The sequence below is a fragment of the Streptomyces bohaiensis genome, assembly GCF_012033785.1.
In the GTDB taxonomy this organism is placed as follows: domain Bacteria; phylum Actinomycetota; class Actinomycetes; order Streptomycetales; family Streptomycetaceae; genus Streptomyces; species Streptomyces bohaiensis.
This window is the reverse complement of record NZ_JAAVJC010000001.1, coordinates 73,040-87,290: the sequence shown is the minus strand read 5'-3', so window position 1 is coordinate 87,290 and position 14,251 is coordinate 73,040. Positions and strand designations below refer to the sequence as shown.

Genomic DNA, 14,251 nt, shown 5'->3' with positions numbered 1-14,251 from the left:
CCCCCCCCCCCCCCCCCCCCCCCCCGCCACCATGGATCACTTGCCCTCGGTGATCTCCGGGGCGTCCGGGACCTCGAAGCCGGCCGGGCCGAGGTTCTTCTCGACGGCCTCGGCCCAGGCACCGTCCTCGAACATCTTCTCGAGCGCGGCGTTGATCTTCTCTTGCAGCTCGGTGTCGTCCTTGGGGATACCGATGCCGTAGTTCTCCGGCCCCAGGTCCAGGCCGGCGAGCTCGAACTTGCCCTGGTGCTCGTCCTGCGCGGCGTAGCCGGCGAGGATGGTGTTGTCCGTGGTCAGCGCGTCGACGGCGCCGTTCTCCAGGCCGGTGAGGCACTCGGAGTAGCCGCCGTAGGGCTGGAGGTTCGCGTCGGGGGCGATGTCCTCCTGGATCTTCTGCGCGGACGTCGAGCCGGAGACGGAGCAGAGGTTCAGGTCACCGATCTCGTCCTCGCTGGAGACCGACTCACCGCTGCGCATCAGCAGGTCCTGCGCGGCCACGAAGTAGGGGCCGGCGAAGCTGACCTCTTCCTTGCGCTGGTCGGTGATGGAGTAGGTGGCGACGATGAAGTCGACGTCACCGTTCTTGATCATGTTCTCGCGCTCGGGCGACTGCGCCTGGCGCCAGGTGATGTCGTCCTCCTCGACGCCCAGCTCGGCGGCGACGTAGCGGGCGATGTCGACGTCGAAGCCGGTGAAGTCGTTGTCGGCGGTCTGCAGGCCCAGACCCGGCTGGTCGTACTTGATGCCGATGGTCAGGGTGTCCTTGCTGTCGCCGCCGTCGCTCGAGCCGCCGTTGCTGTCGTCGGAGCCGCAGGCGGTGGCGGTGAGGGCGAGAACGAGGGCGGAGGCGGCCAGCGTGGCGGACTTACGAGCTCTCATGATCATTTCCTTGCTCTGGTTAACGGGGTGAGGGACTACGTGTGGGGGCCGGCGGCGCCGGAGGTCGTGCGGGTCAGTGGTGCAGGATCTTCGAGAGGAAGTCCTTGGCACGGTCGCTCTTCGGGTTGTCGAAGAACTGCTGCGGCTCGGCCTCCTCGACGATCCGTCCGTCGGCCATGAAGACCACGCGGTTCGCCGCGGAGCGGGCGAAGCCCATCTCGTGGGTGACGACCACCATCGTCATCCCCTCCCGGGCCAGCTGCTTCATGGCCTCCAGGACCTCGTTGATCATCTCGGGGTCCAGCGCGGAGGTGGGCTCGTCGAAGAGCATCACCTTCGGCTCCATCGCCAGCGCCCGCGCGATCGCCACGCGCTGCTGCTGACCGCCGGAGAGCTGCGCGGGGTACTTGTCGGCCTGGTTGCCCACGCCCACGCGGTCCAGGAGCTGCCGGGCCCGCTTCTCCACCTCGGCCTTCTCCTGCTTGCGCACCTTGATCGGGCCGAGCATCACGTTCTGCAGCACGGTCTTGTGGGCGAAGAGGTTGAAGGACTGGAAGACCATGCCCACGTCGGCGCGGAGGCGGGCGAGGCCGCGGCCCTCCGCGGGCAGGGGCTCGTCGTCGATCGTGATCGTCCCGCCGTCGATGGTCTCCAGGCGGTTGATGGCCCGGCAGAGCGTCGACTTGCCGGAGCCTGAGGGCCCGATCACCACGACGACCTCGCCGCGCTTGATCGTCAGGTTGATGTCCTGGAGCACGTGGAGCGCACCGAAGTGCTTGTTCACGCCGTCCAGGACGACCAGGTCCTCCGCCAGCGGCGCGGCGTCGCCCTCGACGTCCTTGGTCAGCGGCACATCGCTCATCGTGGTCATGCTCCGTCCTCGTCGGTTGCAGGGACCCTAGCCAGCGGCCGAATGGACGTCAGCCGATCTGAGCTGAAATTGAGGATAACGATCTGATGTCTCTGTACTACGTATCGCCGCTGGTGGTAGCGGTGGGTCACGGCGCGGTGGCCCCCGTGTGGCGGGTGGGGCCCGGTGGGGCGCAGGGCGGGCCGACCGGCCCGCGGGAGTGGACTTCCGGGCCCGTCCGGAGTTCACTTTTCACCGGGGGTGCAGCCGGTGGACCCGTGCCGTGCCTGCCACGGCCACCCCCGGCGGCCCCCGGGCCCGACCCCCCCCCGGGGGTCGGCGAGGACGGTCGCACCGCACGTACAGACCGCCCCGCGGCGTGTCGGCACGGCCGCAGGCCGGACGGCGCGCGCGGCCCACCGTCGTGCCGGGCGTGCGACGCCTCGGTACGGCCCCCGCCCGGCGGACGGACGAGACCGCCGCGCAGGCGGAAGGAGGTCGCATGAGACTGCTGCTGGTGGAGGACGACGAACACGTCGCCGCGGCGCTGGTCGCGATACTCGGCCGGCACGGTTTCCGTGTCACCCACGCCCGCAACGGTGCCGAGGCCGTCGACCGCGTGCAGGCCGGCGGCCACGATGTGGTGCTGCTCGACCTCGGCCTGCCCGACGCGGACGGGTTCGAGGTGTACGGCCAGATCAGACGACTGGCGCGCATACCGGTGATCATGGTGACGGCGCGGGCCGACGTCCGGTCCCGCATACACGGTCTGAACCTCGGCGCCGACGACTACGTCGTCAAGCCCTACGACACGGGTGAGCTGCTGGCGCGCATCCACGCGGTCAGCCGGCGCGCCGCGCCCGACCGTCCCGCCCCCGAACGCGCCGACACCGACGGCGGTGGCGCGCCCGGTGGCGACGTGCTGTCAGCGGGGCCGCTGACCGTGGAGCTGTCGGCGCGCCGTGTCCTCGTCGACGGTGAGCCCGTGGAGCTGACCCGCAAGGAGTTCGACCTGCTCGCGCTGCTCGCCCAGCGCCCCGGTGTCGTCTTCCGCCGGGAGCAGATCATCAGCGACGTGTGGCGCACCAGCTGGGAGGGGACCGGCCGGACGCTGGAGGTGCACGTGGCGTCGCTGCGGTCCAAGCTCCGCCGGGGTGAACTGGTCGAGACCGTCCGCGGCGTGGGCTACCGCCTCGCCGTCCCCCGACCCTGATCGGCCGACCCCACCGTGCGCACCAGGCTTCTCCTCCTCCTCATCCTTCTCCAGGCGGGCGTCCTCCTCGCCCTCGGCGTCCCGCTCGCGGCCAGCCAGGCCGCCACCGAGCAGCAGCGGCTGGTCGTCGACCGCATCGACGACACCGCTCGCTTCGCCTCCCTCGCCCAGTTCGCCACCGGCGCGGAGCGGGAGGCGCCCGCCGGCGCACTCGACCAGTTGAAGGAGGAGCTCGACCGCTACCACGAGCTGTACGGCATCCGGGCCGGCGTGTTCCGGCGTGACGGGCGCCCCCTCGCCTCCGCCCCGGTGCGCTGGGCGGGGGTGGCCGACGAGGAGGCGCGTACCGCGTTCGACGAGGCGCTCGCGGGGCGCCGCAGCCACGGCCCCGGCCAGATCTGGCCCTGGGAGGCGGAGCGCCGCCTGGTGGTCGCTTCACCCGTGGTCCGGGACGGTGACGTGGTCGCCGTGGTGCTCACCGACTCCCCGACCGGGGCGTTGCGGGCCCGCATCCTTCGCGGCTGGCTGCCGATCGCGCTGGGGGAGGCCGCGGCGATGGCGCTGGCGGTGGCGGCCGCCTTCCGGCTGACGGGCTGGGTGCTCAGCCCGGTCCGCGACCTGGACCGCGCCGCCCACGGGATCACGACCGGGCGGATGAACTCCCGTGTGGCCGCGGCGGGCGGCCCGCCGGAACTGCGCCGGCTCGCGGCGTCGTTCAACGAGATGGCCGACCACGTGGAGGAGGTCCTGGAGCAGCAGCGCGCCTTCGTCGCGGACGCCTCGCACCAGTTGCGCAACCCCCTCTCCGCGCTGCTGCTCCGCATCGACCTGCTCGGTCTCGAGCTGCCTCCCGGCAGCCAGGAGTTCGCCTCGGTGCGGGCGGAGGGGACCCGCCTCGCCCGCGTTCTCGACGATCTGCTCGACCTCGCGGTCGCGGAGCAGTCGACGGTCCACCTGCGCACGACCGATGTCGCGGCGCTCGCCGCCGAGCGTGCCGACTCCTGGCGTCCGGTCGCCGACCGCGCGGAGGTCGCCCTGCGGACCGTCGGGCCCAGCGCCGTCACCGCGTGGGCGGACCCGATCGCTCTCTCCAGCGCGCTCGACGCGCTGGTCGACAACGCGATCAAGTTCACCCCGGCCGGCGGCACGGTGGAGGTGTCCTGCCGGGCGGCGGGGGACGTCGTGCGGATCGAGGTCGCCGACACCGGTACCGGCCTCTCCGAGGAGGAGCTGTCGCGGGTCGGCGACCGCTTCTGGCGCGCCGGGCGGCACCAGAACGTCTCCGGCTCCGGCCTCGGGCTGTCCATCGTCAGGGCGCTGCTGACCTCCGGCGGGGCCGACATCTCCTACGGGCACAACGCGCCGCGGGGGTTGCGGGCCACTGTCCGCCTGCCGCGCGAGGACCCGGGGCATCCCGGAACCGAGTGAGGCGGCTCGGCGCCGCACCCGCGGGCGCGGCGCCGAGCTCGTGCCGGACGGCTCAGCCGCGGGCGAACCGCAGCGTCAGGATCTCGAACGGCCGCAGCGAGAGCCGTACCGTGTCCGCGGCCCCGCCGGCCGCCCCGCCCCGCTCGATCGGAGGCGCTGCGGCGCCGGGCCACGGGCGCTCCAGGAGATCGGTGACGGTCGCCGACCCCGCCGCGAAGCCGAGCGACAGCGTCGCCGCGGACCTGCCTCCCGAGGCCTCGTAGATCCGCGCCACCACGTCGCCCGAACGGTCCTCTGCGAGTTTGACGGTCTCCACGACCACGGCGTCGGTGTCCGAGGCGACCAGCGGTCGCACCTCGGCCGACCCGGGCACGACGCGCTCGGGCAGGTTGATGGCATGGCCCTCGCGGACCGCGTCCGCGATGTCCGCGCCGGGCACCAGTCCGTACCGCATCCGGTGCCGGCCCTGGTCGGTCTCCGGGTCGGGGTAGCGGGGCGCCCGCAGCAGCGACAACCGGACGGTCGTGGTCTGCGAGCCGTCCTCGCGGACGTCGCGGGTCACCTCGTGGCCGTAGGTCGAGTCGTTGACCAGCGCCGCGCCCCACCCCGGTTCCGCGACGTGCAGCCAGCGGTGGGCGCAGATTTCGAACTTCGCCGCCTCCCAGGAGGTGTTGGTGTGCGTGTCGCGGTAGACGTGCCCGAACTGCGTCTCCGCCGCGGAACGGTCCGCCTTGACGTCCAGCGGGAACGCCGCCTTCAGCAGCTTCTCGGTCTCGTGCCAGTCCACCTCGGTGTCGATCTCCAGCAGCCGGTCGCCGGCGCGCAGCGTCAGTGTCTGCGTCACCGACGATTCCCCGAACTCGCGCACCACCCGCACGCTCGCGGAGCCCGCCTCCGCGGCGGGGACGACCTCCCGGGCGTCGGTCAGGTCGGTGACGGTGTGCCGGTAGAAGGCGTCGATGTCCCAGGCGTCCCACTTGTTGGGCAGGTCGGGGTGGAGCTGGAGCAGGTTGGCGGCGGAGCCCGGGGCCACCGCCTCGCGGCCCGACGCCGCGTCCACGGCCGACACCACCAGCCCGCGGGAGTCCACCGTCACCCGCAGCAGACCGTTGTCCAGCACCCAGCCGCTGCGGTCGGGCAACGCGGTCAGCGTCACCTCCGCTTCCCCGGCCGGTGCTGTCGTGCGGGGCGCGGCGCCGCCCCCGGGGACGCCGTGGCGCGCGTGCGGCGCGGCGTTGAAGACGACGCTGCCGCCCGCTTCGCCCGCCTCCCCGGCGAGCGCGCGCTGTGCCACGGCGACGAGGCTCTGAAGCTCCTCACGGAGCCGGGCGTAGGTCTCGCGCGCCTCGCGGTGCACCCAGGCGATGGACGACCCGGGCAGGATGTCGTGGAACTGGTGGAGCAGCACCTCCTTCCAGATGCGCTCCAGCTCCTCGTACGGGTAGGCGTACCCCTCCTCCCGCACGGCGGCGGTCGCCGCCCACAGCTCGGCCTCGCGCAGCAGGGACTCGCTGCGCCGGTTGCCCCGCTTGGTCTTCGCCTGCGAGGTGTAGGTGCCGCGGTGGAACTCCAGGTACAGCTCGCCCGCCCACACCGGTGCCGCCGGGTACTCCTCGAGCGCCTTGCGGAAGAACTCCGCCGGCGCCTCGACCTCGACCCGGGGGGAGCCGTCGAGGTCGCGCAACCGCCGGGCGCGCCCCAGCATCTCGCGGGTGGCGCCGCCCCCGCCGTCGCCGTGCCCGAAGGGGACCAGGGAGCGGCTGGCGCGGCCCTTCTCGCGGAAGTTCCGGGCCGCGTGCGCCAGCTCCGCCCCGGTCAGCTCGGCGGTGTAGGTGTCGACCGGCGGGAAGTGCGTGAAGACCCGGGTCCCGTCGATCCCCTCCCACCAGAAAGTGGAGTGCGGGAAAGCGTTGGTCTGGTTCCAGGAGATCTTCTGCGTGAGGAAGAAGTCGGAGGCCGACAACCGCACCAGCTGCGGCAGCGCGGCGGTGTAGCCGAAGGTGTCGGGCAGCCACACCTCCCGCGTCTCGATGCCGAACTCGTCGAGGAAGAACTTCTTCCCGTACAGGAACTGCCGGGCCATCGCCTCGCTCCCGACCATGTTGGTGTCGGACTCCACCCACATGCCGCCCACCGGGAGGAACTGCCCGGCCGCCACCTTCTCGCGGACCCGCGCGAACAGCTCCGGCCGGTGCTCCTTGAGCCAGGCCAGCTGCTGGGCCTGCGACATGGCGAACCGGTAGTCGGGGTCGCGGTCCATCAGCGCCACCGTGTTGGCGGACGTCCGCGCGACCTTGCGCACCGTCTCCCGCACCGGCCACAGCCAGGCCGAGTCGATGTGGGCGTGGCCCACGGCGCTCACCCGGTGGGCCGAGGCCCGGGCGGGGGAGGCGAGGGCCTCGGCCAGCGGCGCGCGGGCCGCCCCGGCACTGCCGGGCACGTCCGTCAGGTCGAGCGCGTCCAGGGCCCGCTCCACCGCGCGCAGCACCTCCCATCGCCGGGCGTCCTCCAGCGGCAGTTCGGCCATCAGCTGCCCGAGGACCTCCAGGTCCCGGACCAGCTCCCACACCTGCGGGTGGAAGACGGCGAGCTCCATGCGCTCGACGCGGTACAGCGGCTCGTCGCCGGCGGTCAGCCGGTCGCCCAGCGGGCCGGGGAGCTGCGGGGTCAGCAGGATCGGGTTGGCCGCCGCCTCGACGTACAGCTCCACCTCCTCCCCGCCCTCGGCCCGGTCGGCGACGCGCACCCAGTCGTTGTGCGGGTTGAGTCCCTTGACGGTGGAGCCGTCGCGGCGGTGGACGAGCCCCTCGGACTGGAACCCGGCCATCGCCCGGTCGAACCCGATGTCCAGCACCGCCTCCACGGTCGATCCCCGCCAGGCGGCGGGCACCGTGCCCGTGACCCGGAACCAGGTGGTGCCCCAGGCGGGACCCCAGCGCTCTCCCACGGCCGCCGCGCGGTACGGCGCGGCGAGGCCCTCGGCTGCGGGCACCGGTTCGCCGGGCGCGTCCCAGCGCTCGACCGTCAGCGGGGTCCGCGCGCCGTGGACGGCGGGGGCGATTCGTTCGCCGAGGACGCGGCGCAGGCGGTCCTCCACGATGCGGCGGTCGTCGTGCATGAGTCCTCCGTGGGGTTGCGGTGCGCGGTCGCCCCGGCTGCGGGTCGGACCGCGACCCGGGGCACCGGCCAGGGTGCCCCGTCCGTCGCCGCCGTGTCACGGCCGGCCGGGCGCTGCCGGTCCGGCCACGGGGGCGCTCAGGACTTGACGGACCGGTAGTAGCGGGCGGCGCCGGGGTGGAGCGGCAGCGGCTGGGTGTAGATGGCCGTCCGCAGGTCGACCCGCTGGGCGGCGTGCACCACCGTCGCGATGTGGTCGCGGCCGCGTATCACCGAGGCCGTCAGCCGCTCCGTCAGCGTCACGTCGGCCCCCGCCGTGGTGACGAGCAGGTTCGCCACCGCGACGGTGTCGACGCCCGTGGTGCCGCTCACCTCCGGGTAGGCGTCGGGCGGCACGACGGCCGCGCGGTAGTACGCCGTGTGCTCGCCCTGCTGCCGCAGCCGGGGCAGCAGCTCACCCAGCGGCACCAGGCGGATCGCGTGGCGGGAGGCCAGCTGCTCGACCGCCCGGGTCGGCAGGCCGCCGGACCAGAAGAAGGCGTCGAGCCGGTCCTGCTCCAGCATCCGCGGCATGGTGTGGATGCCCTCGCGCGCCGCGGTCACGTCCCGGTCCATGTCCAGCCCGGCGGCGGTGAGGAGCTCGCGCGTGACGAGCTGCACCCCCGACCGGTCCTGGCCGACCCCCACCCGCAGCCCCGCCAGCTGCGCCACCGACCGCACCGGCGACGCCGCGGGCACCACCAGCTGCATGTAGTCGTCGTACAGCCGGGCGCACGCGGTCAGCGCGCCGGTGCCGTCGGTGGCGCGGTGCGACGCCAGTGAGTCCGCGGTCGCGATGGCGTAGTCGGCCTCGCCCGACAGCAGCCGTTCGATGTTCTCCACCGAGCCCGCGCTGGGTGTCAGCACCACCCGGACCTGCGGCAGATCGCGTGCCAGCTGCGACCGGAGGAGCTGGCCGTACTGGGCGTACACGCCGCTCGGCACACCGGTGCTCACCACCACCTCGCCGCTCGGCGGCGGCTCCCCGTCGCGCGCGGCCAGCCACCACAGCGCTCCGCTCCCGACCGCGGCCGCCCCCATGCCGAGCAGGTGGCGGCGGGGGATCGGCGGGAGCGCGCGCGAAGCCATGCGCACAGTGTGCCGGACGCCCGCCCCGGCCCCAAGCGGTCCCCACCGGCCGCTCCGCGGCGGCGTCGCGCCCGCCCGCGGGCGCCCGGCAGGGAACCGGGTTCGGCGCGTCGTCGGCAGCGCCTACCCTGGTGGGCATGAGCAGCACTGACGGGAGCCTCCCGGTCGCCGAGCCCAGGACCTACCAGGTCCGCACCTTCGGCTGCCAGATGAACGTCCATGACAGCGAGCGGATGTCGGGACTGCTGGAGGCGGCGGGGTACACGCGGGCGCCCAAGGAGGCCGACGCCGCGGACATCGTGGTCTTCAACACCTGCGCCGTTCGGGAGAACGCCGACAACCGCCTCTACGGCAACCTCGGGCAGCTCGCGCCGAAGAAGGCGAGCCGTCCCGGCATGCAGATCGCCGTCGGCGGCTGCCTGGCGCAGAAGGACCGCGACACGATCGTGCGGCGCGCCCCCTGGGTGGACGTCGTCTTCGGCACCCACAACGTCGGGAAGCTTCCGGTGCTGCTGGAGCGGGCCCGGGTCGAGCGCGAGGCGCAGGTCGAGATCGCCGAGTCGCTGGAGGCGTTCCCCTCCACGCTGCCCACCCGCCGTGAGAGCGCCTACGCGGCCTGGGTCTCCATCTCCGTCGGCTGCAACAACACCTGCACCTTCTGCATCGTGCCCGCGCTGCGGGGCAAGGAGAAGGACCGCCGTCCCGGCGACATCCTCGCCGAGATCGAGACGCTCGTCGCCGACGGCGTCAGCGAGATCACGCTGCTCGGGCAGAACGTCAACGCCTACGGTTCCGACATCGGCGAGCGCGATGCCTTCTCCCAGCTGCTGCGGGCCTGCGGCCGCGTCGAGGGCCTGGAGCGGGTGCGGTTCACCTCGCCGCACCCGCGCGACTTCACCGACGACGTCATCGCCGCGATGGCGGAGACCGACAACGTCATGCCGCAGCTCCACATGCCGCTGCAGTCCGGCTCCTCGACGGTGCTGAAGGCGATGCGGCGCTCCTACCGCCAGGAGCGGTTCCTGGCGATCATCGAGAAGGTCCGCGCCGCCATGCCGGAGGCGGCGATCTCCACCGACATCATCGTCGGCTTCCCCGGCGAGACGGAGGAGGACTTCCAGGAGACCCTCCATGTGGTGCGCGAGGCACGTTTCGCGCAGGCGTTCACGTTCCAGTACTCCAAGCGGCCCGGCACCCCCGCCGCGACCATGGACGGCCAGATCCCCAAGGAGGTCGTCCAGGAGCGCTACGAGCGGCTCGTCGCCCTGCAGGAGGAGATCTCCTGGGCCGAGAACCGCAAGCAGGTCGGCCGCACCCTGGAGATCATGGTCGCCGAGGGCGAGGGCCGGAAGGACGACGCCACCCGCCGCCTGTCCGGTCGGGCACCCGACAACCGGCTCGTCCACTTCACCCGCCCGGAACAGCCGGTGCGTCCGGGCGACATGGTCACCGCCACCGTGACCTACGCCGCCCCGCACCACCTGCTGGCCGAGGACACGGTGACCGCGGTCCGCCGTACCCGCTCCGGTGACGCCTGGGAGGCACGGCAGGCGCAGCCGACCGGGGCGTCGGGGCGTCCCACCGTCTCCCTCGGTCTGCCCGGGGTCGGCGCCCCGCCCCCGCTGCCCGACGCCACCGGCGGCTGCGCCGCGCGCTGACCGGCCCGCGACCGTCGGACGCCGCGCCCCCGGGCCGGGCGCGGCGGTGTGCCCGGCCACGCCGGTAGGGTGCCGACCATGCTCGTAGCCGCAGCGGTCTGCCCCGCCCCGCCCCTGCTGGTGCCCGCCGTGGCCTCCGGTGCCGCCGCCGAGCTCGACGCGCTGCGTGCGGACTGCCGCCGGGCGCTGGCGCGGGTGGCGGCCACCGCGCCCGACCGCCTGGTCGTGGTCGGCCCCGGGGCCGCCGCCCTCACCCACCACGGCCCGGGGGCTGCCGGGTCCTTCCGGGGGTTCGGTGTCCCGCTGGCCGTGCGGCTGCCCGGGGCCGAGCGGACCGGGGAGACGGCGCAGCCGCTGGCCACCCCGCTGGCGGTGGCCGCCTGGCTTCTCGCCGACGCCCGCTGGGACGCCGCACCCGTCACCGCGGTGGGCATGCCGGACGACCTTCCCGCCGAGCGGTGCGCGGAGCTGGGCCGGCAGCTCGCCGACGATCCGGAGCGCACCGCGCTCCTCGTCGTGGGCGGCGGATCGAACTGCCGCACCCTGAAGGCGCCCGGCTACCTCGACCCTCGCGGCGAACCGTTCGACGACTCCGTGGCCCGGGCGCTGGCAGCCGCCGACCACGCGAGCCTCGCCGCCCTCGACCGTGCGGCGGCCGCGGACCTCGGAGCGGACGGCGCCGCCCCGTGGCAGGTCCTCGCAGGCGCCGCGCAGCGACAGGACGCGGCTCCCCTCGCCGGCTCGCTGCTCCACCACACCGCGCCCTACGGCGTCGGCTACCTCGTCGCGGTCTGGCACTGAACCCCGCCCGGCCCGCGGCGTGCGCGCGGTCTGGGAGACTGACGCGATGAGCAGCGCTACCCCGTCCCCGCAGGTCCAGGTTGTGGCCGTGGTCGGCCCCACCGCCGCCGGCAAGTCCGACCTGGGCGTCGAGCTCGCCCGCCGACTCGGGGGCGAGGTGGTGAACGCCGACTCCATGCAGCTCTACCGCGGCATGGACATCGGTACCGCCAAACTCGGCGCGGAGGAGCGCGGAGGGGTGCCGCACCACCTCCTCGACGTGTGGGACGTGCGGGAGACCGCCAGCGTCGCCGAGTACCAGCGGTTGGCGCGCACCGCGATCGACGGACTGCTGGCCGAGGGCCGGGTGCCGGTCCTCGTCGGCGGTTCCGGGCTGTACGTCCGTGCCGCGGTCGACCGGTTGGAGTTCCCCGGCACCGACCCCGAGGTGCGCGCGGAGCTGGAGGCGGAACTGGCCGCGCGGGGCAGCGGGCCGCTGCACGCGCGGCTCGCCGCGGCCGACCCGGCGGCCGCGGTCGCCATCCTTCCCAGCAACGGCCGGCGCATCGTGCGGGCGCTGGAGGTCATCGCCCTCACCGGCCGGCCGTTCACCGCGCAGCTGCCGGGCCCGGACGAGGAGCAGAGCGTGTACCGCACCCTGCAGCTCGGGGTGGACGTCGCACGGCCGGAACTGGACGCGCGGATCACGGCGCGGGTGGACCGGATGTGGGAGGCGGGCCTTCCCGAGGAGGTGCGGCGGCTCGAACAGGCCGGACTCCGCGAGGGCCGCACCGCCTCGCGCGCGCTCGGCTACCAGCAGCTGCTCGCCTCGTTCGCCGGTGAGTACGACGACGCGACGGCCCGCGAGGAGACCGTGCGCACCACCCGCCGCTTCGCCCGTCGCCAGGACACCTGGTTCCGTCGCGACGGACGGGTCCACTGGCTCAGCGGCGCCGACGTGGACCGGCCGAAGTTGGCCGACCGTGCCTGGGAGCTGGTCCGGGAGTCCGCCGCCCGCTGACGGGGCGCGGCCGCGGGCACCGCTCGGCCGGGGCCGCCGCGCGGGCCGTCCGGCGACGGCGGACGGCGCCGGAGCACGGCGACACCACCGGTGGGGGCGTGCCGTCGGGGCGCGCGGAACGGGTCGCGCGCGGGCCGTCCCACGACTCGAACGGACGGTCACATCCTGGTCACGTCATGGCATCGGGACGCTCCGGAAGCCCTGCGGGCGAGCCGTGGCGTGCCATCATCGAACGTGCTACAGCCGTGGAACCGTACGTTGGGAGGGCGCGTGGCGATGGAGGCCGGCCCTCGCGACAGGGACGACGGCAGCCGGGCGCAGCCGCTGCGCCCCGGCGCGCTGGAACCCCTGCCGCTGCCCGACGCGGTGCACCCCTCCGACCCGGGGTCCACCCGGCCACCGGGCGAGGACGAGCAGACGGAGCTGTACGAGGAACTCCGACCGCAGCGACGGTTGCGCATCCTGCAGATGGCGCCGATCGTCGCGCTCAGCCTGCTGGGTTCCCTGATGTTCGCGTTCCCCCTGGCATTCGCGTTCAGCGACAGCGGCGCGGTGGTCGCCATGCTGGGACTGCTGATCGGTTCCAGCGCGGCCGGCTGGGGCGTCCTCGCCGCCCACCGCGTCGGGTACAGCTGGCCCGGACTGCCGTCGCGGGGCTCCGGTGCCCGCCCCGACTGGCGGATGCTGGCGCTCTACGCCGTGGGGCTCGTGCTGGTCGGCCTGTTCGCGGTCTGGCGCGTCGCCGGACTGCGCTGACCGCGCGCCGACCGCACCACCCCCCCCGACCGCACCACCCCCCCCCGACCGCCGGCGCCGCCCGGCCGGCGGCACCTTCCCGCGCTGCGCGCCGCCACCGCGGACCGACGCGGCGTGCGGCCGTACCGGCGCACGGGTGACGTCGCGGCGCGCGGCGCACCGGGCCGCGGCGGGCGCCCCGCCCGGCAGGTCGTACGATCGGGCAGGTGAGCACCGCACCGGCAGGGCTGCCGTTCCTCAAGGGGCACGGCACCGAGAACGACTTCGTCATCCTTCCCGACCCGGACGGCGCGCTGGCGCCGACTCCGGCGGCCGTCGCCCGGCTGTGCGACCGCCGCGCGGGCGTCGGTGGCGACGGCCTGCTGCGCGTCGTGCGCAGCGACGCCCTGCCGGAGGGCAGGACGCTCGCCGACGAGGCGACCTGGTTCATGGACTACCGCAACGCCGACGGCAGTGTCGCGGAGATGTGCGGCAACGGGGTGCGGGTCTTCGCCCGCTTCCTGTGGCACGCCGGGCTCACCGACGACCCCATGGTCGCCGTCGGCACCCGTGCCGGGGTGCGGTGGGCGCGGCGCGAAGCGGACGGCGGCGTCACGGTCGGCATGGGCCGGGCCGGACTGCCCTCCGGACGCGAGGCGACGGCCACCGTGACCGTGGGGGAGCGCCACTGGCCCGCGCTCCACGTCGACATGGGCAACCCGCACGCCGTCGCGTTCGTCGAGGACCTGGCCCACGCCGGTCCGCTGCTGGACGCCCCGGGTGTCGCGCCCGCCGCCGCCTACCCGCACGGCACCAACGTGGAGTTCGTCGTCGACCGCGGTCCCGCCCATGTGGCCCTGCGGGTCCACGAACGCGGCTCCGGCGAGACGCGGTCCTGCGGCACCGGCGCCTGCGCCGTCATGGTGGCCGCCGCCCGCCGGGACGGCCGTGACCCCGTGGCGGACGGCCGCGACGCGACCTACACGGTGGACGTACCCGGCGGGCGGCTGGTCATCACCGAACGCGCCGACGGCGAGGTGGAGATGACCGGCCCGGCGGTGATCGTCGCCGAGGGCTCCCTCGACCCGTCCTGGCTCGACCCCGCGGAGCTGCGGGCGACAGCCCTCGGCTGACCACCGGCCGGCGGCCCGGCCCGTCGGCCGTCCGCGCCCTCCGCGCCGACCGGCCCCGTCCGCCGTGCGGTCGCTGTGGCGCGCCAACTCCCCGATTGCGTATGCCTCCAACCCCGAGAAGCGACCGAACTCCCGTCGCCCGATGGGGTGATCCGCATCCGTCGGCCATGCCCCGGTACGGCGCGCCGTGCTGGGCTCGGTAGCATCAAGCACCGGCACCACTGCGGGAGTCGGCGGGAGGTTCGTGCGGCGCCCTGGCGCGCCGGGGGCCGTTCCACCGCGGTCCACCAGCCCTGAGCCGGTCCACGA

The 14,251-nt window shown here is 74.4% G+C and carries 11 protein-coding genes; 7 read left to right on the top strand and 4 right to left on the bottom strand.

Going from position 1 to position 14,251, the window contains the following annotated elements:
- Positions 1–36: 36 nt before the first annotated feature.
- Together HCN52_RS00370 and HCN52_RS00365 are read right to left on the bottom strand one after the other, a co-directional pair.
- A complete protein-coding gene (locus HCN52_RS00370; protein ID WP_168086283.1) occupies positions 37–879 on the bottom strand; it encodes a glutamate ABC transporter substrate-binding protein in 843 nt (280 codons plus the stop codon).
- Between the two features lie 73 nt (positions 880–952).
- Complete coding sequence (locus HCN52_RS00365) at positions 953–1,741, bottom strand: amino acid ABC transporter ATP-binding protein (RefSeq protein ID WP_168086308.1); 789 nt, start codon at positions 1,739–1,741, stop codon at positions 953–955.
- Positions 1,742–2,231: 490 nt separating this feature from the next.
- On the opposite strand from HCN52_RS00365, the gene HCN52_RS00360 reads away from it, so the two are divergent.
- Together HCN52_RS00360 and HCN52_RS00355 are read left to right on the top strand one after the other, a co-directional pair.
- A complete protein-coding gene (locus HCN52_RS00360) occupies positions 2,232–2,942 on the top strand; it encodes a response regulator transcription factor (RefSeq protein WP_168086282.1) in 711 nt (236 codons plus the stop codon).
- A 15-nt stretch (positions 2,943–2,957) separates the two neighbouring features.
- Positions 2,958–4,370 (top strand): sensor histidine kinase, encoded by a 1,413-nt coding sequence (locus HCN52_RS00355; RefSeq protein ID WP_168086281.1) that lies wholly within the window; start codon positions 2,958–2,960, stop codon positions 4,368–4,370.
- Positions 4,371–4,422: 52 nt separating this feature from the next.
- On the opposite strand, the gene HCN52_RS00350 is transcribed toward HCN52_RS00355, so the two are convergent.
- Both HCN52_RS00350 and HCN52_RS00345 read right to left on the bottom strand, forming a co-directional pair.
- Complete coding sequence (locus HCN52_RS00350; protein WP_168086280.1) at positions 4,423–7,488, bottom strand: alpha-mannosidase; 3,066 nt, start codon at positions 7,486–7,488, stop codon at positions 4,423–4,425.
- A 137-nt stretch (positions 7,489–7,625) separates the two neighbouring features.
- On the bottom strand, positions 7,626–8,615 hold the full coding sequence (locus HCN52_RS00345; protein ID WP_168086279.1) for a TAXI family TRAP transporter solute-binding subunit: 990 nt from the start codon (positions 8,613–8,615) through the stop codon (positions 7,626–7,628).
- Between the two features lie 137 nt (positions 8,616–8,752).
- Here HCN52_RS00345 and miaB point away from each other — a divergent pair, with 137 nt between their 5' ends.
- From miaB to dapF, 5 genes are all read left to right on the top strand, one after another.
- A complete protein-coding gene (gene miaB / locus HCN52_RS00340; protein WP_168086278.1) occupies positions 8,753–10,273 on the top strand; it encodes a tRNA (N6-isopentenyl adenosine(37)-C2)-methylthiotransferase MiaB in 1,521 nt (506 codons plus the stop codon).
- Positions 10,274–10,351: 78 nt separating this feature from the next.
- Positions 10,352–11,074, top strand: a complete 723-nt coding sequence (locus HCN52_RS00335; RefSeq protein ID WP_168086277.1) for a class III extradiol ring-cleavage dioxygenase family protein — start codon at positions 10,352–10,354, stop codon at positions 11,072–11,074.
- Positions 11,075–11,120: 46 nt separating this feature from the next.
- Positions 11,121–12,074 (top strand): tRNA (adenosine(37)-N6)-dimethylallyltransferase MiaA, encoded by a 954-nt coding sequence (gene miaA, locus HCN52_RS00330; protein ID WP_168086276.1) that lies wholly within the window; start codon positions 11,121–11,123, stop codon positions 12,072–12,074.
- Between the two features lie 276 nt (positions 12,075–12,350).
- Positions 12,351–12,830 (top strand): hypothetical protein, encoded by a 480-nt coding sequence (locus HCN52_RS00325; RefSeq protein ID WP_209314002.1) that lies wholly within the window; start codon positions 12,351–12,353, stop codon positions 12,828–12,830.
- 206 nt (positions 12,831–13,036) lie between these two features.
- A complete protein-coding gene (gene dapF, locus HCN52_RS00320) occupies positions 13,037–13,942 on the top strand; it encodes a diaminopimelate epimerase (RefSeq protein WP_168086274.1) in 906 nt (301 codons plus the stop codon).
- Positions 13,943–14,251 lie beyond the last annotated feature (309 nt).